General features: G+C 68.8%; 28 protein-coding genes. 8 read left to right on the top strand and 20 right to left on the bottom strand.

Translation table 11 applies throughout. The annotated features are described in order from the left end of the window. Positions 1 to 3: 3 nt before the first annotated feature. From LT965_RS13510 to LT965_RS13465, 10 genes are all read right to left on the bottom strand, one after another. Positions 4 to 981 carry an aldo/keto reductase gene (locus LT965_RS13510; protein WP_232701361.1) on the bottom strand — a complete coding sequence of 326 codons (978 nt, stop codon included), beginning with the start codon at positions 979 to 981 and terminating at the stop codon, positions 4 to 6. Positions 982 to 1,070: 89 nt separating this feature from the next. Further along, positions 1,071 to 2,111 carry an ABC transporter permease gene (locus tag LT965_RS13505; protein ID WP_232701360.1) on the bottom strand — a complete coding sequence of 347 codons (1,041 nt, stop codon included), beginning with the start codon at positions 2,109 to 2,111 and terminating at the stop codon, positions 1,071 to 1,073. Beyond that, positions 2,104 to 3,903 (bottom strand): ABC transporter permease subunit, encoded by a 1,800-nt coding sequence (locus LT965_RS13500; RefSeq protein WP_232701359.1) that lies wholly within the window; start codon positions 3,901 to 3,903, stop codon positions 2,104 to 2,106. The genes LT965_RS13505 and LT965_RS13500 overlap by 8 nt, the downstream gene beginning before the upstream one ends. Then, positions 3,900 to 4,763, bottom strand: a complete 864-nt coding sequence (locus LT965_RS13495) for an ABC transporter ATP-binding protein (RefSeq protein ID WP_232701358.1) — start codon at positions 4,761 to 4,763, stop codon at positions 3,900 to 3,902. Before LT965_RS13495 ends, LT965_RS13500 begins: the two co-directional genes overlap by 4 nt. Before the next feature lie 51 nt (positions 4,764 to 4,814). Next, positions 4,815 to 5,585, bottom strand: a complete 771-nt coding sequence (locus LT965_RS13490; RefSeq protein WP_232701357.1) for a helix-turn-helix transcriptional regulator — start codon at positions 5,583 to 5,585, stop codon at positions 4,815 to 4,817. A gap of 214 nt (positions 5,586 to 5,799) precedes the next feature. Continuing rightward, complete coding sequence (gene rbcL, locus LT965_RS13485) at positions 5,800 to 7,047, bottom strand: type III ribulose-bisphosphate carboxylase (RefSeq protein WP_232701355.1); 1,248 nt, start codon at positions 7,045 to 7,047, stop codon at positions 5,800 to 5,802. Between the two features lie 111 nt (positions 7,048 to 7,158). Next, a complete protein-coding gene (locus LT965_RS13480) occupies positions 7,159 to 7,848 on the bottom strand; it encodes an SOS response-associated peptidase (protein ID WP_232701353.1) in 690 nt (229 codons plus the stop codon). 28 nt (positions 7,849 to 7,876) lie between these two features. After that, a complete protein-coding gene (locus LT965_RS13475; RefSeq protein WP_232701351.1) occupies positions 7,877 to 8,722 on the bottom strand; it encodes a class 1 fructose-bisphosphatase in 846 nt (281 codons plus the stop codon). Next, entirely contained in the window at positions 8,723 to 9,514 is a 792-nt protein-coding gene (locus LT965_RS13470) for a class I fructose-bisphosphate aldolase (protein WP_232701350.1), read from the bottom strand. It lies immediately after the preceding gene. A 74-nt stretch (positions 9,515 to 9,588) separates the two neighbouring features. Further along, positions 9,589 to 10,263 (bottom strand): DUF7409 domain-containing protein, encoded by a 675-nt coding sequence (locus LT965_RS13465; RefSeq protein ID WP_232701349.1) that lies wholly within the window; start codon positions 10,261 to 10,263, stop codon positions 9,589 to 9,591. Between the two features lie 84 nt (positions 10,264 to 10,347). On the opposite strand from LT965_RS13465, the gene LT965_RS13460 reads away from it, so the two are divergent. Then, entirely contained in the window at positions 10,348 to 11,208 is an 861-nt protein-coding gene (locus LT965_RS13460) for a 3-hydroxyacyl-CoA dehydrogenase family protein (protein WP_232701348.1), read from the top strand. 142 nt (positions 11,209 to 11,350) lie between these two features. Here the strand turns inward: LT965_RS13460 and LT965_RS13455 are convergent, their stop codons facing one another. Continuing rightward, entirely contained in the window at positions 11,351 to 12,394 is a 1,044-nt protein-coding gene (locus tag LT965_RS13455; RefSeq protein ID WP_232701346.1) for a phytoene/squalene synthase family protein, read from the bottom strand. A gap of 91 nt (positions 12,395 to 12,485) precedes the next feature. Here LT965_RS13455 and LT965_RS13450 point away from each other — a divergent pair, with 91 nt between their 5' ends. After that, on the top strand, positions 12,486 to 13,628 hold the full coding sequence (locus LT965_RS13450; protein ID WP_232701344.1) for an acyl-CoA dehydrogenase: 1,143 nt from the start codon (positions 12,486 to 12,488) through the stop codon (positions 13,626 to 13,628). A 33-nt stretch (positions 13,629 to 13,661) separates the two neighbouring features. On the opposite strand, the gene LT965_RS13445 is transcribed toward LT965_RS13450, so the two are convergent. The 4 genes from LT965_RS13445 to LT965_RS13430 all read right to left on the bottom strand — a co-directional run bounded on the left by LT965_RS13445 (position 13,662) and on the right by LT965_RS13430 (position 15,405). Then, positions 13,662 to 13,823, bottom strand: a complete 162-nt coding sequence (locus LT965_RS13445) for a hypothetical protein (protein WP_232701343.1) — start codon at positions 13,821 to 13,823, stop codon at positions 13,662 to 13,664. Between the two features lie 140 nt (positions 13,824 to 13,963). After that, positions 13,964 to 14,278 (bottom strand): AzlD domain-containing protein, encoded by a 315-nt coding sequence (locus LT965_RS13440; RefSeq protein ID WP_232701341.1) that lies wholly within the window; start codon positions 14,276 to 14,278, stop codon positions 13,964 to 13,966. Beyond that, positions 14,271 to 15,005 carry an AzlC family ABC transporter permease gene (locus LT965_RS13435; protein ID WP_232701340.1) on the bottom strand — a complete coding sequence of 245 codons (735 nt, stop codon included), beginning with the start codon at positions 15,003 to 15,005 and terminating at the stop codon, positions 14,271 to 14,273. Before LT965_RS13435 ends, LT965_RS13440 begins: the two co-directional genes overlap by 8 nt. A gap of 82 nt (positions 15,006 to 15,087) precedes the next feature. Next, complete coding sequence (locus LT965_RS13430) at positions 15,088 to 15,405, bottom strand: winged helix-turn-helix domain-containing protein (protein WP_232701338.1); 318 nt, start codon at positions 15,403 to 15,405, stop codon at positions 15,088 to 15,090. Positions 15,406 to 15,508: 103 nt separating this feature from the next. On the opposite strand from LT965_RS13430, the gene LT965_RS13425 reads away from it, so the two are divergent. The 3 genes from LT965_RS13425 (at position 15,509) to LT965_RS13415 (ending at position 17,402) form a co-directional block, all read left to right on the top strand. Continuing rightward, the gene (locus LT965_RS13425; RefSeq protein ID WP_232701337.1) at positions 15,509 to 15,784 is read left to right on the top strand and encodes a DUF7111 family protein; all 276 of its coding nucleotides are present in this window, start codon (positions 15,509 to 15,511) and stop codon (positions 15,782 to 15,784) included. Positions 15,785 to 15,852: 68 nt separating this feature from the next. Continuing rightward, a complete protein-coding gene (locus LT965_RS13420) occupies positions 15,853 to 17,019 on the top strand; it encodes a thiolase domain-containing protein (protein ID WP_232701336.1) in 1,167 nt (388 codons plus the stop codon). Beyond that, on the top strand, positions 17,016 to 17,402 hold the full coding sequence (locus tag LT965_RS13415) for a Zn-ribbon domain-containing OB-fold protein (protein WP_232701335.1): 387 nt from the start codon (positions 17,016 to 17,018) through the stop codon (positions 17,400 to 17,402). The genes LT965_RS13420 and LT965_RS13415 overlap by 4 nt, the downstream gene beginning before the upstream one ends. Here LT965_RS13415 and LT965_RS13410 read toward each other — a convergent pair. The 3 genes from LT965_RS13410 to LT965_RS13400 all read right to left on the bottom strand — a co-directional run bounded on the left by LT965_RS13410 (position 17,379) and on the right by LT965_RS13400 (position 19,794). Next, positions 17,379 to 18,314: an alpha/beta fold hydrolase gene (locus LT965_RS13410; RefSeq protein WP_232701333.1), complete on the bottom strand. Its 936-nt coding sequence runs from the start codon at positions 18,312 to 18,314 to the stop codon at positions 17,379 to 17,381. The genes LT965_RS13415 and LT965_RS13410 overlap by 24 nt on opposite strands. An 81-nt stretch (positions 18,315 to 18,395) precedes the next feature. Next, positions 18,396 to 19,376, bottom strand: coding sequence for a methylmalonyl Co-A mutase-associated GTPase MeaB (gene meaB, locus LT965_RS13405; RefSeq protein WP_232703590.1), 981 nt, complete (start codon positions 19,374 to 19,376; stop codon positions 18,396 to 18,398). Between the two features lies 1 nt (position 19,377). Beyond that, complete coding sequence (locus LT965_RS13400; RefSeq protein ID WP_232701331.1) at positions 19,378 to 19,794, bottom strand: cobalamin B12-binding domain-containing protein; 417 nt, start codon at positions 19,792 to 19,794, stop codon at positions 19,378 to 19,380. 120 nt (positions 19,795 to 19,914) lie between these two features. Between LT965_RS13400 and LT965_RS13395 the strand changes: the two genes are divergently transcribed. The 3 genes from LT965_RS13395 (at position 19,915) to LT965_RS13385 (ending at position 22,844) form a co-directional block, all read left to right on the top strand. Next, positions 19,915 to 20,523, top strand: coding sequence for a DUF420 domain-containing protein (locus LT965_RS13395; protein WP_232701330.1), 609 nt, complete (start codon positions 19,915 to 19,917; stop codon positions 20,521 to 20,523). 47 nt (positions 20,524 to 20,570) lie between these two features. Beyond that, positions 20,571 to 20,990: a hypothetical protein gene (locus LT965_RS13390; RefSeq protein WP_232701329.1), complete on the top strand. Its 420-nt coding sequence runs from the start codon at positions 20,571 to 20,573 to the stop codon at positions 20,988 to 20,990. Between the two features lie 75 nt (positions 20,991 to 21,065). Further along, positions 21,066 to 22,844 carry a PH domain-containing protein gene (locus LT965_RS13385; protein ID WP_232701328.1) on the top strand — a complete coding sequence of 593 codons (1,779 nt, stop codon included), beginning with the start codon at positions 21,066 to 21,068 and terminating at the stop codon, positions 22,842 to 22,844. Positions 22,845 to 22,862: 18 nt separating this feature from the next. Here the strand turns inward: LT965_RS13385 and LT965_RS13380 are convergent, their stop codons facing one another. Further along, positions 22,863 to 23,606: an ABC transporter permease gene (locus LT965_RS13380; protein WP_232701327.1), complete on the bottom strand. Its 744-nt coding sequence runs from the start codon at positions 23,604 to 23,606 to the stop codon at positions 22,863 to 22,865. After that, entirely contained in the window at positions 23,603 to 24,514 is a 912-nt protein-coding gene (locus LT965_RS13375) for an ABC transporter ATP-binding protein (RefSeq protein WP_232701326.1), read from the bottom strand. The genes LT965_RS13380 and LT965_RS13375 overlap by 4 nt, the downstream gene beginning before the upstream one ends. Positions 24,515 to 24,556: the final 42 nt, after the last annotated feature.

Raw genomic sequence — 24,556 nt, 5'->3', positions numbered from 1 at the left:
CCCTCACTCGTGGCCGGAGACGCGAACCGGTTGGTAGGGTTCTTCGAGGTAGTCGATGTCGGCGTCCGAGAGGTCGATATCCAGCGCCTCGACGGCGTCCTCGAGGTGTTCGACGCTCGTGGTGCCGACGATGGGCGCGTCCACCCACTCCTTGTGGAACAGCCACGCCAGGGAGATCTGGGCCATCTCCACGTCCCTCTCCGCGGCGAGTTCCTCGACGCGCTCGTTGACCTCCCGACCGCCACCCTCCTGGTAGGGGTGCTGGGGGAGGTGTTCCTCGGTGTCTCCGCGTTTGGTGGCCTCGACGTTCTCGTGGGGGCGGGTGAGGTAGCCGCGGGCGAGCGGCGACCACGGCATCACGCCGATTCCCTCGCGCTGGCAGAGCGGCAACATCTCGCGTTCCTCCTCGCGGTAGACGAGGTTGTAGTGGTTCTGCATCGTGACGAAGCGATCGTAACCCAGCAGATCGCTGGTGTGCAGCGCCTCGGCGAACTGACGGGCCCACTGCGAGGACGTCCCGATGTAGCGCACTTTCCCCCGGCGGACGGCGTCGTCGAGCGCCGCGAGCGTCTGCTCGATGGGCGTGTCGTAGTCCCAGCGGTGGGTCTGGTAGAGGTCGACCGTCTCCATCCCGAGGCGGTCGAGGGAGGCGTCGAGCTCCTGCTCGAGAGCCTTCCGCGAGAGGCCGCCGGAGTTCGGGTCCTCCTCGTCCATCTGGAAGTAGCCCTTCGTCGCGACGACCTGCTCGTCGCGGTCGTAGTCCGCGAGCACGTTCCCGAGGACGCGCTCGGACTCCCCGTTCGAGTACATGTTCGCGGTGTCGAAGAAGTTCACGCCGAGGTCGATGGCGCGCTCGATGATCTCCCGGGACTCCGCCTCGTCGAGGACCCACGGCCGCCAGTCCGACGAACCGAAACTCATACAGCCCAGGCAGATGCGGCTGACTTCCGTGCCGGTGTCGCCCAGCGTCGTGTACTCCATGGGAACGAGTCACAGTGCGCCACTAAAGGCGTTGGCCTGCCGGCAGCGAGGAGCGGAGGAGGTCGGGGTTGCAGTGAAGGGGCAGTACCTTAGGCAGCAGATCGTCCAGCGACGTGCCGGAGGGCCGCGTACCCCGCGACGGCCGCCACGAGCACGGCAGCCAGCGAGAGCCACGTCAGGGTGGTCGGACTGCCGACGGCGAAGCGCGCGACGAGGTTCTGGGGGCTCTGCGGGAGCAGGGCGGCCGCGCCGAACGCGCCGAGCGCGACGAACGAGTACAGCAACTGGGCCTCGCGGCGCGCGCCGATGACCAGCGCGAGCGCGGCGCCCGCGGCGACGAGCACTGCAGCGACGCCGGTGGCGAGCGCCAGCACCGGGAGTGGGTCGGCGATTCGGGTGCCGTTGAACGCCAGCAGTGCGAGCCACAGCGCCACCTGCGCGGGGACGAGGCCGACCAGCGCGAGCGCCTTCCCGTCGACGATGTCGGGTAGAGAGAGCGGCGCGACGCGGAGCAGTTCGAGCGTACCGCGTTCGGCCTCCTCGGCGAGCGAGTCCGCCATCACGCTCCCGCTGATGAACGCCGGCAGGAACGCCAGCAGCGGCAGCAACACCGTGTAGGTGAACGAGAAGTACGGGTTCGAGCCCCGGGCGGGCGGCAGGGAGAGCGGCTGACGCTCCAGGGACGACGACAGGTCGGCGCGGCGCAACCGCTCCAGTTCCGACAGCGCCTCCTTTAGCTGCGCGACGACGAGCGTGGTGCGGAACGAACCGTCTGGCGCCGTCGCTTCCACGACGATCCTGCCGGAGGGGTGGGCCGTCGCGTGCAACAGCGCGTCGAGACGGCCGCGCTGGAAGTCGGCCGCGGCGTCGGCCCTCGAGTCGTACGGCGTCACGCTGCGGGCACCGTCCGCGGCGACGACCGGTGCGACGTCGCCAGTGGCGTTGCCGCTGACGCCGACCCGAACCTCGTAGGCGCCCTCCGTCGACCCGGGGTCGTACAGCGAGACGAGGCCGACGACCAGGAACGAGGAGAACGCGGCGATGAACAGCTGGATGGCGAGCGCGAGCACGATGGTCTTCTCCGAGCGCAGCGACCCGAGCGTGCGCTTCGCGAGGACGAGTTTACGCAAGGGCGCTCACCACCGCGAGGTTGTAGGCGACGTGGACGACGACGGCCACCGCGAACGCGCCGACGTACGCCACCCTGGAGCGTGCTGCGCCGAGCGCGGATATGCACGCGGTGACGACGTGGAGCACGAGCGGTGCGACCAGCAACACCCCCGGCGGGAGGCCGACCGCTGCAGGGGAGAACGCGTACTGCGCGGCCTCGACGCCGGGCAGGCCGACGAGTTGGGCGAGCAGCAGGAGCTTCTCCCCGAGGAAGAAGCCGACGCCGGAGGCCGCGCCGACGACGAGCGCGGTTCGCGTGGTGCGGGACAAGCGCGAGCGCTCGAACCCGGCGAAGACGTGGACGCTCTTGGCCACCTCCTCGACGACGGCGACGACGGCCAGCAGCAGCGGCACCGACACCGAGACGGGCGCGACGAACAGCACGGCGACGGCGAACAGCTCCGCGACGAAGACGAACGGGAGGAACAGCGCGGTCCAGAGGCCGACGCGCCACCGCGCGGTCAGCGGCGCTGCGAGCGCGTCGAGGAACTTCGCGGGGATCGGCAGCTGGGTGAACATGTCCTCCTCGCGGTAGACGCCAGTTCCGAGACCGAACAGCACTGCCGCGGCGAGCGCGGGCGGCACCGTCGAGAGTGCGAGCGCGCCCGGGGACGTGCCAGCACCGGTGATGCTGTCCACGACGACCGTGAGCGGCGAGATGGCGGCGATGGGGTGGACCTCGGCGAACACCGCTGGGACGAACGCGTACGCGGTGAACGCGACGCTGACGGTGACCGTGACGAAGGTGAGTTCCTTGTACGACCGCGCGAGCATCGCCCCGAGGAACGTCGCCGCGAGGAACAGCGCGGCCAGCGGCGCTATCGCCAGCACGGCCAGCGGCCCCGCGCCGACGGCGACGGCGATGACGGAGACGAGCGCGAGCGCACCGAGGAAGTACGGCAGCGTCTTCCCGGCGACGACGTCACCCCGGGAGACCGGCGCGACGAGCATCGGTTCCCCCCGGCGGTTGATCCGCTCGGCGAGCACGCTGGAGCCGTACGCCTGGATGACGACGTTCAGCGGGAGCAGGAACGCGAACGCGAGTATCAGCGACCGGAGCGGGAACGGCGGCGACAGCGAGGAGGGCGTGCCGCTCTGGCGCTCGCCGAACAGGTCGCCGAGTCCGCCTGTCGGCCCCGCAGCGACGTCGGTCGAACCGTCGGTCTCCCCAGTCGTTCCGCCCTCGCCGGCGTCTCCGCTCGTTCCGTCGCCGTTCGCGCCGCCGACGCGCTCCGCGCCGTCGACACCGTCCGACCCACCGCCGGCCGTCTGCTGGTCGCCGTCCGTTGCACCGCCGGTGACGGAGATGGACTGGTCGACGTAGTCCAGCGAGACGAGGACCGGGAACGCCGCGAACTCGTTGGGTTCCTCCGCCATCAGGTGTTCGTTGTAGTCGACGGTCGCGGACCGGAGCGCGGCCAGCGCGGCGCGGCCCTTCGCGGAGTCGGCCCAGACGACGCCCCGGTCGGTGACGAGGACGTCCGCGCGCCCGCTCTCGACTGCGTCGGCCGTCGGGTCGACCGCGGTCAGCGTCGGGTTCGACTCGACGACTCCGCGGTACTGGCTGTCGTCGGCGACGCCGACCCGGTAGATGCCCGTCCCTGGCGTCGGTCCGTACGTGAGCAACGCGGGCACGAGTGCTGCCAGGAGAACGAGGACGACGACGAACGCGACGGCGGTCCGGCGGTCCACGTCGCCGGCGCTCCGCGTCGTCTCCCAGCGCGCGATGCGGAGGACGTTGCGCGCCCTCATGCGCCGGCCACGTCGAGGAACACGTCCTCGAGCGTGGACTCGTCGGTGCGGATGTCCACGACCTGGCCGCCGGCTTCCCGGGCGGACTCCCGGAGTGCCTCCACGTCGGCCATCGTGTCCACGGTAGTGACGAAGGAGTCGCCAGCGGGTTCGGTGCCGGGGACGTCGATGTCGGTGAACACGCGGTACTCGACCCGGCCGTGCTCGTGCTGGATGTCGTCGAGGGTCCCGGTCGCCGCGAGTTCGCCCTCGTGCATGATAGCGACGCGGTCGCAGACGCTCTCGACGTGGTGGAGGTCGTGGGCACTGAACACCACGGTCTTGCCGTTCACGGCGAGTTCGCGGGTGAACTCCACGACCGTGTTCGTCGTGAGTGGGTCGAGGCCGCTGGCGGGTTCGTCGTAGACGAGCACGTCGGGGTCGTTCACGAGCGAGCGCGCGATGGCGACCTTCCGCTTCATCCCCTTCGAGAAGTCGCCGACCGGGCGGTCACGGGCGTCCAGGTCGAGGCGGTCGAGGGCGGCCTCGATGCGGTCGTCGGCGTCTTCGCGGTCGACGTCGTAGAGGTCCGCAAAGAAGTGGAGGTACGACCGCGGGGACATCTCGTCGTACAGCGGCGACTCCTCGGGGAGGAAGCCCAGCGAGCGCCGCATCTCCGTCTCGCCGGCGTCGTAGCCGTTCACCTCGACGGTTCCCGCGGTGGGGTCGACGAGTCCACAGAGCATCTTCAGCGTGGAGGTCTTGCCGGCGCCGTTCGGCCCGACGAGGCCGAACACCTCGCCCTCGGCGACCTCGAAGGAGACGTCGCCGACGGCGGTCACGTCCCCGTAGCGTTTCTCCAGCCCCCTGACCGAAATCATACCGCGAGCGTGGACCCCCGGTGGCTTAAGGTGTGGGGAGGCGGCACACGCTCAGATCGGCAGGTCGCTGGCGTTCTCGCGGACGCGTTCGTAGACGCAGTCGGCAGACCGCACGGCGTCGTCGTTGTCGTTCTTCACGACGCCGGCGAGGCCGCTGTCGCCGTAGACGAGCGCACAGGCGACGGTCCGGTCGCGCTGTTCGACGATCATGAGACTGTAGTCGAGGCCACTCGTCGCGGTGCGCAGCGTCAGCCCCCCGGCGTCGAGGCACTCGTCGACGACGTCGCCCTGCGTCGAGAGCAGTTCGTCGAGGACGCCGTCCGGCACCGTCAGGTCGAACACCGCGTCGTGGTAGACGATGCGGTCGTGGAACACCGACACGACCGTCGGGAGTACCGCGGAGCCGAACCCGCGGACGGCGGTCGCCCGTTCGGCCTCCTCGACGAACGAGGCGATGGGGCGCTGGGGCGCGTCGCGGTCGGGAGTGACGACGGTCGCGTCGCGGAGCATCGCCACGTCGAGGGAGGCGGCCGCCGGGAGGCGTCCGAGGACCTCGCTCGCGTCGTCGAGACCACCGATACTCCCCGTGAACCGCTCGAACGCGTCGAGCGCCAGTCGTCCTTCGAGCGTGAGCGAGACGGTCTCCTCGCGAACCACGTAGTTGTGGGATTCGAGGTTCCGGACCGCACGGTCGACGGTGGACCGGGAGACGGAGAGCTCCTCGGCGATGTCGCGCTTCAGGCGTGGTGCCTGCCTGAGGAGTCGCAGCAGCGTCGCTCGCCGCGCGAGTAACTCGACCACTTCGACGGCCTGGGAGGGCATCGTTCCACCATACGGTCCCCGACACAAAAAACTACGTACATAAGTGGACAGTAGATTTATATAGAATCGGTCGTGCCGTAAGCCGTTCCGCAGTCAGTAAGGTAATGCCGCCCGACGTTGGTGTTTCGTGCGCTGGTGTTTCGACACCGGCTGTGCCTCTGACACGCTCCGCGCCGCCGGAGAACCGGCGGCCGACGGAGCACGGCGGCGTGTTCTACCGCGGCGTGTCCGTACCCCACTTGTCCAGAGCGACGCCGAGTTCCTCGTGGTCCTGGCCGTAGTCGGACAGCGGGATGCCCGCCTGATAGGCGTCGACGGCCTGCCGGAGCGCTCGCGCACCCGCCGCGGTGCCGTCCGGGTGGCCGTGGATACCGCCGCCGGCCTGCACCATCACGTCCGTCCCGATGGCGTCCAGCAGCGGCTCGACGATGCCCGGGTGGAGACCGCCAGAGGCCACGGGGACGACGTCGTTCATGCCGTAGAGGTCCGACTGCAGCCACTCGTTGATGCCGACCGTGTCCTCGTTCTCCAGTTTCCCGAGTCCCGCCGTGCCCGTGTGGATGTGGTCGACGCCGCAGAGCCGCGCGACCTGCGCGAGCACCCGCATCGAGACGCCGTGGTGGGGCATCCGGTCGAAGGCCGCGTGCATCGCGCGGTGGGCGTGGATGGCGAGGCCGTGGCGTTCGGCGTGCTCCCGGACTGTCTGGACCGACGACCAGCCGGCGGTGACCACGTCGACCATCACGAACCCGCCGCCCTGCTCGGCCACCAGTTTGAGGCGGTCGAGCATCGTCTCCGTCTCCGCGGTGATGTTCACGAGGTAGTCCTTCCGGTCGCCCGTCTCGTCCTCGGCCCGGTCGCGCATCTCGAGGGACTGCTTCACGCGGTCCTCGAAGCGGTTGAACGACTGGTCGGTGAGGTTCTCGTCGTCCTTCAGGAGGTCGATGCCGCCGACCCAGGCGTCGTAGCCGACCTGGGCGTGCTGTTCCGTGGAGAGGCCGACCTTCGGCTTCGGCACCGTCGCCGTCGCCGGGCGGTCGCGTGCGTCCAGCAGTTCAGTCTTCACGTCGCTGCCGTACTGCGGGCCGGGGAACGACGTGGCGAGTTCCTCGGGCCACTCGCAGTCGTTCAGCCGGATCGACTCGACGGCCTTCATCCCGAGGATGTTGCCCGCGATGCAGGACAGCACCTGGGCCATGTTGCCGTCCTCGAAGAGGGCGCCGGGGTAGGCGACCGTGATGTTGCCGTCCCCGACTTCGAAGGTGGTGGCGCTGAGTTCGGTGACGCGGTCCGGGACGTTCAGCGCTGCCCACGTGCCGTTCGAACTCTCGGAGGCGACGCGGCCCGCCGCGTCCATCATGTCCATTCCCTCGCCCGGCTCCAGGACGAACTCGCAGACGAGGTCGGTGTCGGTCGGTTCGTAGTCGGTGTCGACGAAGTCCTCGTACTTGATTCCAGTCATACCCCCCTGATTATGTCGACTGACCTGAAGAAGGTTGGGGGAGTGTGACACGGTGTCTACCGACGAGACCCGAACGACCGGGTGCGGGCCGTGACCGAGATTCCCGCTTCGTCAGGCCACCGACTCGACGAGTTCCGGCCGGTCGTTCGACGGGTCGTTGACGGCCCGCGACACCGGCCACGCCCGGAGTTCCATCCCGCTCGGCGCCAGCAGGTCACTCGGGTCGTCGGCCGTCAGCCAGCGCTCGCCCCGTTCGCGGTCGAGGAGTAGCGCCATCCGGTGGTGGTACTCCGCGAGGAAGTCGTTGGGTTCGGTCGTCACGACGGTGAACGACCGCACCGTCTCGGCCGCCTTGCTCGGTCCGCCCGAATCGAACTCGCCGAGTCCCGTCTGTTTCTGCTCGGGCGTCCACGTCTCCCAGAGCCCCGCCAGCAGGAACGGACGACCGTCCGCCCGCGAGACGTAGTGTGGCTGCTTGCCGTCGGCGGTCTCCACCCACTCGTAGAAGCCGTCGACGGGGACGAGACAGCGGCGCTCGCGGTACGCCTCCCGAAAGTAGCGATTCTCCGACAGTGTCTCCGCGCGAGCGTTGATGGGGTCCGGGTCGCCCCCCGGCCCGTCTGACCACGACGGCACGAGTCCCCAGCGTGCCGCGGTCAGTCGCTCGGGTTCGTCGTCGAGGACCACCGGCAGGTCCTCGCTCGGTGCGGCGTTGTACGTCCGCTCGTACGTCGCGTCGGCCAGGTCGAACTCGTCGGCCAGGTCGGTCGAGTCGGTGAACAGCGCGTAGCGGCCGCACATAGCCGACAGAACGAGGGGGACGCAGAAGTCAGTTCGGGAGCGCGTCCTCGAGAGCCTCGATGACCGACTCGTTCCCGACGAACGTCGGCGTGCGCTCGTGGAGGCTGTCGGGGTCACACTCCAGCAGGGACTTCGAGCCGTCGCTGGAGGCCCCGCCAGCCGTCTCGACGACGTACGCCATCGGCACTGACTCGAAGTGCACGCGGAGTTTCCCCCCGGGACGGGACTGCAGGCCCGGGTAGCCGAACGCGCCACCGTAGACGAGCACCTGGTTGACGTCGGCGATCATCGCGCCGCCGTAGCGGAGTTTCAGGTCCTCCTCGACGTCGCGGACGAACGCCTCGAACTCGTCGGTCCACTCGGGCACGCGTCCGCCGAACCCGTAGACGACGGGGTCGTCGGGGAGTTCGACTGGCCCGAGGTCGGTCCGGCCGTCAGCCTCGACCAGGTACTCTCTTACCTCGCCGTCGCGGGCCACGACCATCGTCGTCGTCGGGCCGTAGAGGACGAACCCCGCGGCGACGAGGCTGTCGCCGGGCGCGGGGAGCGGTTCGTCGTAGACGCCGACGACGGTGCCACACGGGTTGTTCGACTTGACGTTCGAGGAGCCGTCGAGCGGGTCGAGGGCGACCGTGTAGCCGTCCTCGTCGTCGCCGACGCGCTCGACCTCGTCACGCTCCTCGCTGGCGTACCAGGTCACGCCCGCGACGTCCTCGAAACGCTCGCACAGCAGGTCGTCAGCCCAGAGGTCGGCCTCCAGTTGCGTCTCGCCGGAGACGTTCTCCGTCTCCGCCTTCGCGCGGCGCTCCGGGAGACCCGCGCGGATTTCGGGTGCAGCGTCGGCGACGACGTCGAAGATCCGGTCGACCGTCATTCAGACGCGGGAGAGCGCCTCCTCGACGCTCGTCTCCTCGTAGATGACGGCCTCGAGGGCGTCGAGGAACTCGGCGGGGTTCTCGCGCTGCCAGACGTTCCGGCCGACTGCGAGCCCGACGGCGCCGGCGTCGATGGCGCCCTTCACGGTCTCGAGGAAGTCGCGGTCGCTGGTCTTCGACCCGCCGGACATGACGACCTGCGTGGGCCCCGCGGCGTTCACCGCGAACTCCATCTTCTCGGGGCTGCCGGGGTACTTGACCTTCGCGACGTCCGCGCCGAGTTCCAGCGCCTGTCGCGCCGCGTACGCGATGGTCTGTGGGTCCTTGTCGTTCTTCAGGCCCTGGCCGCGGGGGTACGACCACATCACGACCGGGAGGTCGTGCTCCCGGGCCTTCTCCTGTGCGTCCCGGAACTCCTCGGCCATCTCGATCTCGTGGTTCGATCCGCCGTAGAGCGTGAAGCCGATGGCGTCCGCGCCGAGTTCGGCGGCGTAGTCGACCGTCCAGTTCACCGCGGAGTCGGGTTCGCCCATCCAGAGGTTCGACGTGCCGTTGAGCTTCGCCAGCAGGTTCACGTCGTCCTCGTAGGAGGGGTAGTAGGCCTCCGCGACGCCCTTCTGGACGGCGAACCCAGAGACGGCGTCGTGGGCGGCGACGTCCCACACGACCTCGGGGTCCATCGTCTCGGGCACCGCCTCGAAGTCGACCGGGCCGTGCTCCAGGCCGTGGTCGTACGCGAGAATCAGTACTTTCCCGTCGCGCGAAATCGGAGAGTCCTCGAAGGGGCGCATCAGTTAAACGTGCGGCAACCTCGTATAAGTGTCTAACTGTCGGGAAGTGGCCTCCAGTCCCCGCTCGCCGGTGGCTACGTCTCCGCGTCGCCGGCGGTCTCCTTCCAGGCTGCCACGCGCTCGACGGACACTCCCAGCGAGTCCGCGACGTGCTCGACGTGTGCCGTCGCGAGACTCCGGACCGAGGTGACGCCCGCGCGAGCGAGCAGTGCCGCGTCGTCCTCGTCGATGCCGTCGAGTTCCGTCACCGGGGTCGGCACGGACTGTTCGCGCCACGCTTGCTCGTCGCGCTCGGCCGCAGAGTCGTCGCCGTTCGGCCACGACTTCGCCCGCCACACCGCCTCGTCGTCCACCGACTCCGAGTCGGGGTTCGAACCCCTCTGCGCGTCCGACGGCTGTTCGCGCCACGCCGCCTCTTCCGCAGACGAGTCGCCGCTCCCGTCGGCGGACGCCTCGTCCTCGCCGTAGCTCGCGGCGACCCACTCCCGCTCGTCGTCGTTGAGGCCGCGCACCTGCTCGGCGCGCCGGTCGAGGTCCTGGCCGCCCTCGAAGGACCACTGGAGGGAGTGCTCGCGGCGGATGCGAGCCGCCACGCCCGGGTTGACACCGGCGTCGACGAGTTCCGCGTGCGAGACAGACTTCGCTTCGACTGCAGCGGCCGTCACGTCGGCCTCCGCTAGCACGTCGGCCGTCGCCGGGCCGACGAACTGCAGGTCCAGCAGCGCGTCGCGGGAGTCCTCGGCTGGCACGGTTGGCGAAGGGAAGCCACCCTAGGGGCTTCAGTGTTTCCACGTTTCGGCATCCTTAGGTGCGCGCCCCGCACAGCCACGACTATGCGAGCACTCGAAGACGTAGAGACGGTCGGCGTCGTCGGCGCCGGCACGATGGGTGCGGGCATCGCCCAAGTCACTTCGATGGCAGGCTACGACGTCGTGATGCGCGACATCGAGCGCGACTACGTCGAGGCTGGCTTCGACAGCATCGAGGACTCCCTCGACCGCTTCGTCGACAAGGGGACCCTCGACGACGACGAGCGACAGGCCGTCCTCGACGGGATCACCGGGACGACCGACCTCGCGGACCTCGCGGACTGCGATTTCGTCGTGGAGGCGGCCGTCGAGAACATGGACGTCAAGCAGGACATCTTCGCGGACCTCGACGAGGAGGTCCCGGACGACGTCGTCCTCGCGACGAACACGTCGACGCTCTCCATCACGACCATCGCGTCGGCCACCGACCGCCCCGAGCAGGTCGTGGGCCTCCACTTCATGAACCCCGTGCCGGTGATGACCGGCGTCGAGGTCGTCGTCGGCGAGAAGACCGACGGCGGCGTCGTCGACTTCGCCCACGAGTTCGCCGAGGACCTCGACAAGGAGACCTGGGAGTCCGACGACAAGCCGGGCTTCGTCACCAACCGCATCCTGATGCCGTGGCTCAACGAGGGTATCCGCGCGTTCGACGAGGGCGTCGCCTCGAAGGAGGACATCGACAAGGGGATGAAACTCGGCACGAACGTCCCGATGGGCCCCCTCGAACTCGCCGACCACATCGGCCTCGACATCTGTCTGGACGCCAGCGAGACGCTCCACGAGGAACTCGGCGACCGCTACAAGCCGGCCTACCTCCTCAAGCGGAAGGTCGACGCCGGCGACCTCGGGAAGAAGACCGGCGAGGGCTTCTACAGCTACGAGTAGGGCGAACAGGCGGCGTGGACGGCACGCGGAACGATCCACCGCCGGGTTTCGCTCGGTCGTCCCGCGTCAGTTCTCAGCGCACGCTGGGCGGTGGTCCCGGCTTCGTACTTGAACGTTCGCGAGAACAGCGCGGCGCCTGGCCTCAGGCGAGCGGTCGCGTAGCGATCTTCTCGCGGAGCGCGGCCAGCGCAGCCCGGTCGAAGTCGCCGTAGACGCGTTCGAGGACCGCGTACACTTCCGCCCGCGAGACCTTCACGTCGCCGTCCGTGACGACGTCCGTGGGGCGTTCCGAGAGTTCTCGCATAGTTCCGACCGCGAGCAGGAACGGCACGGCCCACGCGGCGAGCGTGTTGCCTCGCGTCGTCGGCATCGCGTCGAGCCAGCGGTGTGCGCCGTCGGCGTAGCTGCGTGCCCGTTCGGTGACGCGTTCGACGACTGCACCCACACGGCCGGCGTTCGACGGTTCGGCCACGTCTTCGGCGGCGAGGTCCTGCTCCGAGAGCCACTCGGCGGGCAGGTAGACGTTGTTCTCCTCGTGGTAGTCCGGCCGGACGTCCTTGGCGACGTTGACGAGCTGGAGGAGGAGGGCGAACGAGCGAGCGTGCTCGCGCATCGTCTCGGCGTCGTCATCGGCGGCGTCGTCGGCGAGGAGTTCCGTGACGAGTTCGCCGACGGTGCCCGCGACGTACCAGCAGTACTCTTCGAGTTCGCTCAGCGACTGGATGCGGAGGCCCCCCTCGTCGGCGTACCGCTCTACGAACTCCGCCATCCCGGTCGTCATCTCGCGGACGGTCGGCCGGATCGCGTCCTGGGCGTCGTCGTCGAGGCTCTCGAACGCTCGCAGGACGCGGGGCGTCTCCGCGACGACGGTCCAGTCGGCGTCACGTTCCTCGGGGAGCACGTCCGCGACGTCCTCGCGGAACGTCTCCGCCGTCGTGTCGTCGTCCAGGTCGAGCACGCGGTCGTACGTCCTCAGGAGGGAGGCCTGTCTCTCGGGCGTCATCGACGTCGAGTCCTCGATCGTGTCCGCGACGCGACAGAGCAGGTAGCCGACACAGATTCGGGACGCCATGGGCTCCTCCAGGGCGTCCACAGTCAGTGCGAACGTGCGCGAGACGTCCTGGACCGTCTCGTGACACCACTCGCGCTCCGTCGCAGCAGGTTGGGGGGTCTGGCCTCCGACCATTACTCTACTACCGATACGTGGCGAGCGTAAAAAGGGGTTGGGGCGGGCGTCGATGAGAACAGTAAAGGAACGAGGTGGCGACGTTTCCCGCATGGACTTCAGTCTCACGCCCGAGCAACAGCAGATTCGCGACATGGTCGCGGAGTTCGTGGACGAGGAAGTGGTGCCGCGGGCGGCCGAGATCGACGCGGCCGACGAGTTCCCGTGGGACCTCGTCGAGGAGATGAGCGACCTCGGTCTGATGGGGATGCCGTTCCCCGAGGAGTACGACGGCGCGGGCCTCGACTACCACTCCTACGCCATCGCCCTCGAGGAGATCTCCCGGGGGAGCGGCGGTCTCGGCACGGTCGTCGCGGCGCACACGAGCCTCGCCGGGAACATGCTGAATGCGTACGGCGACGACGACCAGAAGTCGGCGTTCCTCGCGCCGCTCAACCGTGGTGACGACGTCGGCGCGTTCGCGCTCTCGGAGGCAGGGGCTGGCTCCGACGTCCCGGCGATGCAGACGACCGCGGAAAAGGACGGCGACGAGTACGTCGTCAACGGCGACAAACTCTGGATCTCCAACGGGAGCGTCGCGGACACCGTGACGCTGTTCGCGAAGACCGACCCGGACGCCGGCCATCGCGGCATCTCCTCGTTCGTCGTCCGGCCCGAGGAGGACGACGGCTTCTACGTCGAGGGCACCGAGGACAAACTCGGCGACAAGGGCTGTCCGACCGCCGAACTCCGCTTCGACGACATGCGCATCCCCGAGAGCCGCATCCTCGGCGAGGAGGGAGACGGGTTCACGCACGCACTGGAGACGCTGAACGGCGGCCGCATCACCATCGCCGCGCGCTCCATCGGCCTCGCGCGGGCAGCCCTGGAGGACAGCCTCCAGTACGCCCAGGACCGCGAGCAGTTCGACCAGCCCATCAGCGAGTTCCAGACCATCCAGCACAAACTCGCGGACATGGACACGAAGATCCAGTCAGCGAAGCTGCTGATGCACCGCGCCGCGGACAAGAAGATCCGCGGCGAGGACTTCATCAAGGACGCCGCGCAGGCGAAGCTGTACGCCTCCGAGATCAGTCGCGAGGTCACCAACGAGGGCATCCAGATTCACGGCGGCTACGGCTACACGAAGGACTTCGACGTCGAGCGCTACTACCGGGACTCGAAGCTCAACGAGATCTACGAGGGGACGAGCGAGGTGCTCCGGAACACTATCGCTCGCCGACTGCTGAAGTAACGACGGAGGCGGCGCGGGTCTACTACTCGGCGATTAGTCGGAGAGTCGATAACACGCGATGCCGTCCGTTCCACACTCGGGACAGGCGTCCCGCTGGCTGCCGACGGTGGTCCCGCAGTGGCGGCACTCGCGGATCGTCCGCGGTCGACCGCCCTGGAGGACCGCCGTCTTCAGCCAGTGTAGCTTCTTGATCATGTACAGGTTGTACTGGATTAGTAACCACCTGGTGGTGGCTTCGTCCGTTGGAAGGTGGGTGTGGAGGCGGCCGTAAATAGGTGCGCCAACCGGAGTGAAAGTGAAACTTTTGCACCGGGGGCGGACGGCGGCGCGGCCGCCTAGACGACACTCCTCACCGCGAGCACGACACCGACGCCGACAGCGAGGGACACCAGCAGGTTGCCGGTCTTCCGCGCGACGGCGACCGTGGCGACGGCCGCGAGCCACTCCGCAGGGCCGCCGTCGACGAGGGCGGGTGCGACGAACGCGACGACCACCGCGCCCGGTAACACGTCGAGGCCGGCCTCGGCGCGCTCCGAGAGGTCGAGGCGCCCGACGGCCCAGAGGCCGCTGGCCTTCGTCGCGTACGTGACGGCGGCCATCGCGAGGACGACGACGACGACGTTCAGGTCGAGGGAGAGCGGGTCAGCCATCGTGGGTCACCACCTCCACGGTGGCACCGGAGAGCGCACCGGCGAGGATGTACCACTCGCCCGGAATCACGGCGTTCACGGCGAGCGCAACGCCGGCCGCCGCGAGCCACGGACGCAGCGACTCGGCGCCGTCCCAGAAGCCCGCAGCGAGCGTCAGGAACAGCGCAGTCACGACGAAGTCCAGGCCGAAGCGCGCGGGGTCGCCGACCAGGTCGCCCGCGGTCGCGCCGACGACGGTCGTCACGACCCACAGCAGCCAGAGGACCAGGCCACTGCCGAGGAGGAACGCACCCCGCGTGCTCCCGGCGCGCAACTCCCCGATGGTCAGCGCCCAGTTCTCGTCCGCGAAGAAGAACAGGCTCGTGTAGGTCTCCAGCGGCGACAACTGGCGGAACCACGGGCGGAGCGCGGCGCCCATCAGCACGTACCGGAGGTTCACGACGGCCGTCGTAGTGACGACGGCGACGACGGGAATCGGGTCGGCCCACAGGCCGACGGCGACGAGCTGCGCCGCCCCCGCGAGCACAGTCGCGCTCATCAGCGCGGCCTCCGCGACGCTGAGGCCCGACTGGCGGGCCACCACGCCGAAGACGATTCCGTAGCCGCCGACGCCGACGGCGACCGGGAACCCGGTGACGAACCCCTCGCGGATCCCAGCCCACCCGAACGATAGCGACGGCTCGCCGTCCGGTTCGTCGGTCGCAGTGGCCGGTTCCGCGTCAGCCACCGCTGTCCCCCCTCGCGATCAGTCGCATCTATCGGGGGGAGGAACTGCACGGGAATAACGGTTCGGAGAACGCGCGTTCTCCTCAGTCGCCGGCCAGCGCGTCGGCCGCCAGCACGTCCCGGACCATCGCCCGGCCACGGTCGGTGAGCACGTAGCCGTCGTCGCCACGGTCGACGAGTCCGTCGAGTCGGCGGAGGTGGTAGTTCAGACGGCCGTTGTCCTCGACGCCGGTCGCCGTCAGGAGGTCGGTGTACGCCACCGGGCCGTCGGCGTCGAACAGCGTTCCGAGAATCGCCGCACGGGTCCGGTCCGAGAGCGTGTCGAAGGCGTCGCTCGCGGCCGCAAGGTCGGTTCCGGAGGCGGGGGCGTCGTCGGGCCACGTCCAGTGTGGAATCGCCATGGCTCGTCGGCACCGAGTTGGACGCCCCCGGACATAAGTCCGGGCGAACCTGGTGCGCGGCGAACCCGGCCCGTTTTTGCCGCGCCCGGACGAACTCCCGACGATGACCGAGGAGACCGTCGAGGCCGGCGGCGTCACCGCTCGCTACTACGAGACCGAGACAGAGCGCGTGCTCGCGTTCTCGGGCGACGGCGGGACGGCCGCCGTCGCGCAGAACCGCGAGGGGTACGCGATGTTGAAGGTGCGGCCGTCGGCGGACGGCGACGAACTAGAACGGTACTACGGCTTCGACATGGCGCTGGACCACGCCGCGGAACTGCTCGGCGTCGACCCCACAGACCTGCCGGTGCCCGAGGCCGCCGCCGACATGGGGATGTAGCGGTCACCGGTCGGTCGAACGACCCCGCTTCCGCACGCCTTTTGAACCTCGTCTGCCAAGCAGTAGGTATGACTAACGTGCGAGTCGCCGGGGTCGGGCTGACCCACTTCGGTCGCCACCCCGAGCGGACGAGCCGCGACCTGTTCGCGGAGGCCGGACTCGCGGCACTCGACGACGCGGGCGTCGACCGCGACGACGTGGAAGGCGTCTACTACGGGAACTTCATGGGCGCGCTCGCCGAACACCAGGGCCACCAGGGCCCGCTCGCTGCCGAGGCGCTCGGCGTCGACGCCCCCGCGACGCGCTACGAGAGCGCGTGTGCGTCCAGCGGCGTGGCGCTCCGGCAGGCCGTCAAGGACGTGCGCAACGGCGAGGCGGACGTCCTCGTCGTCGGCGGCGCCGAGCGGATGAACAACCTCGAGACGGCTGAGTCGACGGAGGCGCTGGCCATCGCCGCCGACGAACTGTACGAGGTGCGGGCAGGCGTGACGTTCCCCGGCGCGTACGCGATGATGGCCAACGCGTACTTCGAGGAGTTCGGCGGCAGCCACGAGGACCTCGCACACGTCGCGGTGAAGAACCACGAGAACGCCGTCGGCAACGAGCACGCGCAGTACCAGAAGGAGATCACCGTCGAGGACGTCCTGGAGTCGCCGCCGGTCGCCGAACCGCTGAACCTCTACGACGCCTGTCCCGTCACCGACGGCGCGAGCGCGGTCGTGCTCGTCAGCGAGGACTACGCCAACGACCACGACGTCGAGGCGCCCGTCGCCGTCACTGGCACTGGCCAGGGAGGCGACAACATGGCGCTGCAGGACCGCGACGACATGGCTACGTCGCCGGCGGCCACGGACGCCGCGGCGGAGGCGTACGCCGAGGCCGGCGTGACCGCCGCCGACGTTGACTTCGCGGAGGTCCACGACTGCTTCACCATCGCGGAAGTGCTCGCCGTCGAGTCGCTCGGCTTCTTCGAGACGGGCGAGGGCGTCGCTGCCGCCCGACGGGGCGTCACGACCCGAGATGGCGACCTGCCGGTGAACCTCTCGGGTGGCCTGAAGGCGAAGGGCCACCCGGTCGGTGCGACCGGGACGAGCCAGGTCGCCGAGTTGACCCGACTGCTCCGGGGCGACCACCACAACAGCGAGTACGTGGCGGCCGCGGACGTCGCCGTGGCGCACAACGCGGGTGGCACCGTGGCGAGTGCAGTCGTCCACGTGCTGGAGGTGGAGCGATGACTGCCCCGGGTGTCCGCGACGCCGGCTACGACGACTTCGTAGACGCGCTCGCCGAGGGCGAGGGCTACTACCTGGAGTGCGAGAACGGCCACGGGACCCTCCCGCCGCGGCGGGTCTGCCCGCACTGCGGGAGCCGGGAACTCGTCGAGACGGCGCTCCCGGAGACCGGAACGATCGACTCCTACACGGTGGTCCACGTCGCCGCGCCGGCGTTCGCCGACGACGTACCGTACGCCGTCGCCGTCGCCGACTTCGGCGCGGTCAGGCTCACCGGACAGCTACAGTCCGACCTCGACGCGGTCGAGACCGGGCTGACTGTCGCACCCCGCGTGGGCAAGTCGGAGACCACCGGCGAGCGGCTACTGACCTTCGAGTTGCGGTAGTTCGCTCCGGATCACGTCGACGAACGTCCCCGGTTCTTCCTCGTGTGGGAGGAGTTTCGTGTCGTCGAGGACGACCAGCCGCGTGTCCGCCTCGTCGGCGAGTTCCCGGCCCTCGGCGAGCGGCGTCACGGTGGCCTCCCGGCCCCAGAACAGCGTCACCGGGCAGTCCACCGCGGCGAGTTCGTCGGCGAGGTCCACGGCGGGGTCGAGGAAGCCCCCGACGAACGACGCGGGTGCGAACCGCGCGCCCGCCTGGTGAGCCGTCTGCCACTGGTAGTCGACGACGTCGCTCGTGATGTGCTCCGGCCGGTAGAACGCTTCGCGCTCGTCGTAGTAGCGCAGCGACGGCTTGCTCGTGAGCCCGTTGAACAGTCCCTGACCCACGACGGGCGAACGGACGAGGCTGCGGACCCACGGCCGCCGCGGCCCGGTTTCGGCGGTCGGGCAGACCAGTAGCAGGCCGCGCGCGTCGGCGTCGTTCGCCGCCATCGTCGCCCACGCGCCCGTCAGCGAACTCCCGAGTATGACCGGGTCGTCGGCGGCATCCGAGAGGAAGTCCGCGACGAACGACTCGTACAGCGAACTGGTGTACGCGACCGGCGGCCGGTCGCTGCGCCCGAATCCGGGGAGCTCCGGCGCGAGCACGTGGAAGTCCTCGGCGAGCGCGCCGAAGATGCCGTCGAACTCCTTCGGGGAGGCGGCGGCGTGGACCCCGTGGAGGCAGACCAGGTCCGGGTCTTCCGGGTCGCCCGCCTCCGTGTACGCCACGTCGAACCCGCGCCAGCGGTAGGTCCCCTGGTCGCCGTCGAGGGGGGACTCCAGTGGACCCGCGCGAGTGCGGAGGGCTCGGTTCGCGGCTTCCGTGAGTGCGAGGCCACCGACGGCGCCGGCGAGGAGTCTGCGGAGTCGCATAGTCGGAACGTGGGTGGCCAGTCGCTTAGCCGTTGTGACAGAACAGTTCGTCGTCGGGACGCGAGCAGTCGGCGGCCGGGGTCAGTCCCGCTGCTCGTCGAGGCACTCGGCGAGGGGGTCGACGATGTCGTCGGCGAGTTCGTACGGCGTGGTGTCGCCGTCGTCGATGCGCGCGACCAGTTCCTCGATGCCGCCGCGGGCGTCGAGTTCGTCGGCGAGGAGTTCGCTGGCGTCCTCGCGGAGGAGGTTCCGGAGTTCCTCGGCGTAGCGCGTGTGGCGTTTCTCTTCGCGGCGGCCCGAGTCGTCGAGCCACGAGGTGTGGTTCTCCAGGACGGCGAGAAAGTCCTCGACGCCCTCGCCGCTCTTGGCGACGGTCTCGACCACCTCGGGTTCCCAGTCGTCGGGCTCGCTCTCCCGGAGGTCGAGCATGTTCTTCAGCTCCGTGACCGTCTTGTTCGCGCCCTGGAGGTCGGCCTTGTTGACGACGAAGACGTCGCCGATCTCGAGGATACCGGCCTTCAGCATCTGGACGTCGTCGCCGGAGGACGGTGGGACGAGCACGGCGACGGTGTCCGCCGTCTTCACCACGTCGACCTCGTTCTGCCCGGCGCCGACCGTCTCGATGATGATCTTGTCCTTGCCGAACGCGTCGAGGGCCTTCACGGCGTCCGCGGTGGCCGTCGAGAGCCCGCCCAGACTGCCGCGCGCGGACATCGACCGGAAGAAGACCTCCATGTCCGTCGCCGTCGACGCCATCCGGATGCGGTCGCCCAGCACCGCGCCGCCCGTGAACGGCGACGACGGGTCGACGGCGATGACGCCGACGCTCAGCCCGCGGTCGCGGTACGTCTTCGCCATCTTGTCCACGAGCGTCGACTTCCCGGAGCCTGGACTACCGGTGATGCCGACGACGTCGGCGCCGCCGGTGTGGGGGTAGAGCGCGGAGACGACGTCGCGGTAGCCCGGCGACCGGTTCTCGATCTTCGTGATGGTGCGGGCGAGCGCGTGGTGTTTCCCCGCGAGTAGCTCCGTGACGATCTCGGGCTCGTCGGTGGTCGCCATCTCAGTCACGCGGCTTGACGTTCTCCCGGATGAACTCGACTGTCTCCTCCATCGGCGTGCCCGGGCCGAAGATAGCGTCGACGCCATCTTCTCGCAGCCCCGGCCGGTCCTCGTCCGGGATGATGCCGCCGACGATGATGAGCGTGTCCTCGAAGGCGTCGTACTCTTCGAGCCCCTCGACGATTTTCGGGACGAGTGTGTTGTGGGCGCCCGAGAGAATAGAGATGCCCAGTACGTCGACGTCCTCCTGGACCGCCGCCTGTACGATCTCCGCGGGGGCCTTGTGGAGTCCCGAGTAGATGACCTCGAAGCCGGCGTCGCGGAACGCACGCGTGATGACGTGCGCTCCCCGGTCGTGGCCGTCCAGGCCGACCTTGGCCACCAGACACCGGATGTTCCGTTGAGCGTCCTGACTCATGTTCGAGGATTCGCCGCATGACGGTTTCACTCTAACGGAGTACTATTACGCCTTCGGTTGGACTACGGCAACTGAACTTGAAGCGAAAGCGGGTTGGTGTGGCGGCCACAACCCCCGCCAATGGCATCCGCCACCGCCCCCGGCTACGCGAAGGCCCACCCCCGGCGGGTCACCGCCGTGCTCTCCGTCGTCGGCTACGCGCTCGTCATCGGCGCCTTCGAGGGGTTGATACCGCTGTTCCCGGAGCTCTCCCGGGAGACCGTGATCCTGTTCTCGGACCTCATCGCGGTCGTCAACAGCCTCGCGCTCACCAGCCTGCTCGTCGGCTGGTGGTTCATCCGCCGCGACGACGTCCGCAGACACCGCGCCGCGATGCTCGTCGCCTTCGCACTCATCTGTGCGTTCCTCGTGCTCTACCTCTGGAAGGTCGGCGGCGGCTTCGAGAAGGCCATCGAGATACGCGAGGGGCAGTTCCTCGCGGCCTACGCCGGCGTCGTCGAACTCGCCTACCTCGCGATGCTCGCCGTCCACATCCTGCTGTCCGTGCTCGCGGTCCCCGTCGTGCTGTACGCCGTCGTCCTGGGACTCACACACACCCCCGAGGAGCTCCGACAGACGAGTCACGCGCGCTACGGCCGCGTCGCCGTCGCCTCGTGGTCGCTGTCGCTCTTCCTCGGCGTTGTCACGTACTGGCTACTCAACCACGTCTACGCGTGGGTTCCGCGGTAGCCGTCGGCGGGTAGATTGATAGTCCCCGTGGACCCAGCTACGTAGCGATGGGTAGAGCGGACGCCGACGAGGAGCAGACGTGGCGCTGCAAGGCCTGTGGGAAGCGCCAGCGCGACCCCGACCCGCCCTGCGAGCGCTGCTGGAACACCACGTTCGTCGCCGGCGACGGTGCGAGCGACGCCGCGGGCGGGGCACAGAGCCTCGCGTCCCCGTCCGCCAGCCCACACGAGGGCCTGACGCCGGCGCGCGCCGAGCGCGTCAAGATGGCGGTCAACCGCGCCACGGCTGCGACCGTCGCGCTCGCCGTCCTCCTTGCCGGTGCCTACGAGGTGCTCCCGGCGTCGAACCCGCTCAGTACGGCCGCGTTCACCAGCGCCGTCTCCTTCGGCGTGCTCGCAGTGCTGTTCCTCCTCGGGTCGGTGCTCGTCACCGTCACCGACAGCGTCGACGGCCTCGTCACGGAGTGAAGCCCGGTAGAGACGTCGACCCGGCGGACTGTCTCGGAACCGAACATTTACCTCCTGGCGCTGTCAGTTCGTCGCATGGGTCTGTTCGGAAGCGACGACGCGGAGGAACCCGAGATTATCGCTGCCGCCCGGGGCGAAGAGGTCACCGAGAAGAACCTCCTGAAAGAGAAGCGTGGCCGGATGATGCGGAACCTCGAGGACGCCGCGCCGGTCGACTATCTCGACGACGGCGAACAACCCCACTACGTTTTCCACAACGCGTCGAAGGGGCTCACTATCGAACGCCCCGAAGACGAGTTCACGACGAAACCGCAGGGGAAGTACCACGCGTTCGCCGTTATTAGCGATCGGTGCATTCGATTCCTAGTCGGCCAGTCCGACGGGAACGAGGAAGTCGTCGTGGCCTACGACGACGTCGACGGCGCGAGGTACGCGACGGGAATGATGAAGAACAAGCTGTTCGTCGACACCGCCGACCGAGAGTACGTCTTCCCGCTCAGCGGCGACACCAGCGAGGACGAACTCGACGGTGCGACGACGTACATCGAGGAGCGCGCGGCGAACGCGGACGGGCAGGACACCACGAGCACCGACGTGCCACCGTCGGTCGAAGGCGGTGACGCAGCGTCAGACGAGGACTCAGCGGAGGAGACCGGCGATGCGTCGGAGGACCCCGTTGCCAAAGCAGACGCGAGAGAGGACCCAAGTGAAGAGGCCCCCGAAATCATCGCGCACGCGCTCGGTGAGTCCGTCTCGGAGGAGACCCTTCTCTCCGAGAAGCGGGGTCGGTTCATCGACAACCTGAACGGTGCGCTCCCAGTGGACTACCTCGAAGAGGGCGAACAGCCACACTACATCCTCAACAACGGAGGCGACGGGATAGTCATCGAGTTGCCAGACGAAGAGTTCGAGATATCGACCGACGAGCAGTACAGTGGCATCGCCCTAGTCACCGACCGATGCATCAGGTTCCTGGTCGGCCAGTCCGACGGGAACGAAGAGACCGTCGTGGGATACGGCGACGTCGAGGGCGCCAGGTGGGAGTCGAACATGATGTCGAACACGCTGTTCGTCGACTGCGGGGAGCGCGCGTACCGGCTGCCCTTCAGCGGACCCGACAAGGCAGAGTGCGATGCCGTCGTGGCGTACATCGAGGACCGCGCGCAGGCAGTCGAGGAGGGAGTGGCGGGTAACGGTCCGGGCGACGCCGCCGCCGTCGAGTCCTCGTCACAACTCGACGTCAGCGAAGAACTGGTCGAAGCGGCCGAGGGGACCGGAGTGACACTCGAGCGTCTCCAGTGGTACGACGGCGTCGTCGCGGACGCGTTACGCGAGGGCGAACAGCCCCACTACATTGTGAAGGGGTATCCGAAGACATCGATCGAGGTTCAGCAGGGCGACGACGTGAAACAGAAGGGGATGTCGGGAGGACTGCTGAAGTCCGTGAAGCAGGGCGTCGGAAAGAAGCGGGGGAACATCACTGTCGTCACGGACCAGCGCGTCATCGGTCTGATGCCGTACCTGAGTGGGACGGAGACGTATAGCATCCCGTACGACTCCCTCGACAGCGTCTCGACCACGAAGAAGACGTTGAAGACCGGACTCAAATTCGACTCCGGCGGGAAGACGTACTTCTTCGAGGTACACCCGAAGGAGACGAAGCAGATGGCCGAGGTCGCGGAGTTCGTCCGGACGCGCCGCCGCGACTACGCTCAGCAGTCACAGCCGCCTGCCGAGGCGAGCGAGAGCGACCCGATGGAGAAACTGGAGAAACTCAAGGACCTCCACGAGAACGGCGTCATCGACGACGACGAGTTCGAGGAGAAGAAGGCCGACCTCCTCGACCAAATTTAGCGCTTCGTACGGCTCGGACTACTCCGTCCACGGAATCAGTACGGCGCCGACTGCGAACGCCACGACGGCGAGAACCGCGATTACGGCGGCGTTCGTCACCACGTCGCCACCGGAGTACGTCGCGGCGCGGACACCCCGGGCGAAGTACGTCAGCGGCGAGAAGTCGACGACCGGCAGGAACCACTCCGGGAACAGTTCCGGCTGGACGAACGTCTCCGAGAGGAAGAGGAGGGGGAGCGCGACGCCGTTGCTCATCGCGATGGCGCCGTCCTGGCCGTCCGCGATGCTGCCGAGCACCGCCCCGATGCCACAGAACACGACCGAGGCGACGGGGACGAAGAACGCGAGCCACGGCGAGAGCGCGAACTCGGCGCCGGTGAGTTTCAGTGCGACCAGGAGGACCGCCGACGCCGCGGCGATGAGCGCGACGTTGACGAGCGTCTGCGCGGCCAGCCACTCCGCCCGCGTGAGCGGCGTCGTCGCGAGTTTCTCGAAGCGGTTGCCCTCGCGGTGGCGCGCGACGGTGCTGCCGACGCGGGACAGCGGTGTGAACAGCACCACCGTCGCCAGGTACGCGGGGACGTAGTAGCCCGTTGGCTCCGAGAACAGGCCGCCGCTCCCGGACTGCGTGCGGACGAGGCCAGCGAAGATGACGATGAGCAGGACGGGGAAGAAGAACGTGAAGAACACGGCAGTACGCCGCCGGACGAACGTCCGGTACGTCCCCTTCGCCTCGGCGGCGATTCGACGCGCGCGACTCATCGACGCACCTCCACGGTCCCGTCTGCGCCCGCGTGCTCGACGTCACCGGCGAGTTTGAGGTAGGCGTCTTCGAGAGTCGGTTCGCGCCAGGACAGCGCCTCGAAGTCGACGCCCGCGGCGTCGAGGGCGGTCACGACGTCACCGATGTCCTCGGGCGCGACGTCCGCGAACACCAGCCCCTCGTCGGTCACGTCCGGGTCGAACCCGGGCAGGGCCTCGGCGTCGGTGTCGACGACCAGCCGCGTCGGTCCGCCGTGTGCGGCGACGAGTTCACCAGGAGTACCGGTAGCCGCGACGTCGCCGTTCGAGAGCAGGGCGACGCGGTCCGCGAGCCGTTCGGCCTCCGCCATGTCGTGGGTAGTGAGCAGTATGGTGGTGCCGCCCGCGGCGAGGTCCTCGAACACGGACCAGAGCGCGCGCCGGCCCGCAGGGTCGACGGCCGTCGTCGGTTCGTCGAGGAACAGCACGTCCGGGTCGTTGACGAGCGCCGCGGCGACGCACGCACGGCGCTTCTGGCCGCCCGAGAGGTCGCCGTACCACGTGTCGTCCTCCGGGTCCAGGCCGACCTCGCGGAGGACGGCCGCCGGGTCGCGGGGGTCGTCGTAGAGGCCCGCGTAGTAGCCGACGAGTTCGCCCGCGGTGAGGCGGTCCGGCGGCGAGAAGTCCTGCGGCAGGAGGCCGACGCGCTGCTTGCGCGCGGCTCTCGGGTCGGTGCCGAGCAGGCGCACCTCGCCGTCGTCGGGCGTCGTCGTGCCCGTCAGGCAGCGCACGAGCGTCGTCTTGCCGGCGCCGTTCGGGCCGACGAGCGCGAACACCTCGCCCTCGCCGACGGTGAGGGAGACGCCCGCGAGCGCCGCGGCGTCGCCGTACCGCTTGACGACGTTCTCGGCGACGAGTACCGGGTCCATGCGCCCGGATTGGGACGAGTCGAATAAAGCACTGTGGAACGC

The organism is Halobacterium wangiae (assembly GCF_021249345.1).
In the GTDB taxonomy this organism is placed as follows: Archaea; Halobacteriota; Halobacteria; order Halobacteriales; family Halobacteriaceae; genus Halobacterium; species Halobacterium wangiae.
This window is presented reverse-complemented; position numbering and strand designations above follow the sequence as displayed.

What these genes read in the sequence shown, in the direction of transcription:
- LT965_RS13510 (WP_232701361.1), bottom strand. Translation starts at nt 981, where the DNA reads ATGGAGTACACGACGCTGGGCGACACCGGCACGGAAGTCAGCCGCATC.
- LT965_RS13500 (WP_232701359.1), bottom strand. Translation starts at nt 3,903, where the DNA reads ATGAGGGCGCGCAACGTCCTCCGCATCGCGCGCTGGGAGACGACGCGG.
- LT965_RS13495 (WP_232701358.1), bottom strand. Translation starts at nt 4,763, where the DNA reads ATGATTTCGGTCAGGGGGCTGGAGAAACGCTACGGGGACGTGACCGCC.
- LT965_RS13490 (WP_232701357.1), bottom strand. Translation starts at nt 5,585, where the DNA reads ATGCCCTCCCAGGCCGTCGAAGTGGTCGAGTTACTCGCGCGGCGAGCG.
- rbcL (WP_232701355.1), bottom strand. Translation starts at nt 7,047, where the DNA reads ATGACTGGAATCAAGTACGAGGACTTCGTCGACACCGACTACGAACCG.
- LT965_RS13480 (WP_232701353.1), bottom strand. Translation starts at nt 7,848, where the DNA reads ATGTGCGGCCGCTACGCGCTGTTCACCGACTCGACCGACCTGGCCGAC.
- LT965_RS13475 (WP_232701351.1), bottom strand. Translation starts at nt 8,722, where the DNA reads ATGACGGTCGACCGGATCTTCGACGTCGTCGCCGACGCTGCACCCGAA.
- LT965_RS13470 (WP_232701350.1), bottom strand. Translation starts at nt 9,514, where the DNA reads ATGCGCCCCTTCGAGGACTCTCCGATTTCGCGCGACGGGAAAGTACTG.
- LT965_RS13460 (WP_232701348.1), top strand. Translation starts at nt 10,348, where the DNA reads ATGCGAGCACTCGAAGACGTAGAGACGGTCGGCGTCGTCGGCGCCGGC.
- LT965_RS13455 (WP_232701346.1), bottom strand. Translation starts at nt 12,394, where the DNA reads ATGGTCGGAGGCCAGACCCCCCAACCTGCTGCGACGGAGCGCGAGTGG.
- LT965_RS13450 (WP_232701344.1), top strand. Translation starts at nt 12,486, where the DNA reads ATGGACTTCAGTCTCACGCCCGAGCAACAGCAGATTCGCGACATGGTC.
- LT965_RS13445 (WP_232701343.1), bottom strand. Translation starts at nt 13,823, where the DNA reads ATGATCAAGAAGCTACACTGGCTGAAGACGGCGGTCCTCCAGGGCGGT.
- LT965_RS13440 (WP_232701341.1), bottom strand. Translation starts at nt 14,278, where the DNA reads ATGGCTGACCCGCTCTCCCTCGACCTGAACGTCGTCGTCGTCGTCCTC.
- LT965_RS13430 (WP_232701338.1), bottom strand. Translation starts at nt 15,405, where the DNA reads ATGGCGATTCCACACTGGACGTGGCCCGACGACGCCCCCGCCTCCGGA.
- LT965_RS13425 (WP_232701337.1), top strand. Translation starts at nt 15,509, where the DNA reads ATGACCGAGGAGACCGTCGAGGCCGGCGGCGTCACCGCTCGCTACTAC.
- LT965_RS13420 (WP_232701336.1), top strand. Translation starts at nt 15,853, where the DNA reads ATGACTAACGTGCGAGTCGCCGGGGTCGGGCTGACCCACTTCGGTCGC.
- LT965_RS13415 (WP_232701335.1), top strand. Translation starts at nt 17,016, where the DNA reads ATGACTGCCCCGGGTGTCCGCGACGCCGGCTACGACGACTTCGTAGAC.
- LT965_RS13410 (WP_232701333.1), bottom strand. Translation starts at nt 18,314, where the DNA reads ATGCGACTCCGCAGACTCCTCGCCGGCGCCGTCGGTGGCCTCGCACTC.
- meaB (WP_232703590.1), bottom strand. Translation starts at nt 19,376, where the DNA reads ATGGCGACCACCGACGAGCCCGAGATCGTCACGGAGCTACTCGCGGGG.
- LT965_RS13400 (WP_232701331.1), bottom strand. Translation starts at nt 19,794, where the DNA reads ATGAGTCAGGACGCTCAACGGAACATCCGGTGTCTGGTGGCCAAGGTC.
- LT965_RS13395 (WP_232701330.1), top strand. Translation starts at nt 19,915, where the DNA reads ATGGCATCCGCCACCGCCCCCGGCTACGCGAAGGCCCACCCCCGGCGG.
- LT965_RS13390 (WP_232701329.1), top strand. Translation starts at nt 20,571, where the DNA reads ATGGGTAGAGCGGACGCCGACGAGGAGCAGACGTGGCGCTGCAAGGCC.
- LT965_RS13385 (WP_232701328.1), top strand. Translation starts at nt 21,066, where the DNA reads ATGGGTCTGTTCGGAAGCGACGACGCGGAGGAACCCGAGATTATCGCT.
- LT965_RS13380 (WP_232701327.1), bottom strand. Translation starts at nt 23,606, where the DNA reads ATGAGTCGCGCGCGTCGAATCGCCGCCGAGGCGAAGGGGACGTACCGG.
- LT965_RS13375 (WP_232701326.1), bottom strand. Translation starts at nt 24,514, where the DNA reads ATGGACCCGGTACTCGTCGCCGAGAACGTCGTCAAGCGGTACGGCGAC.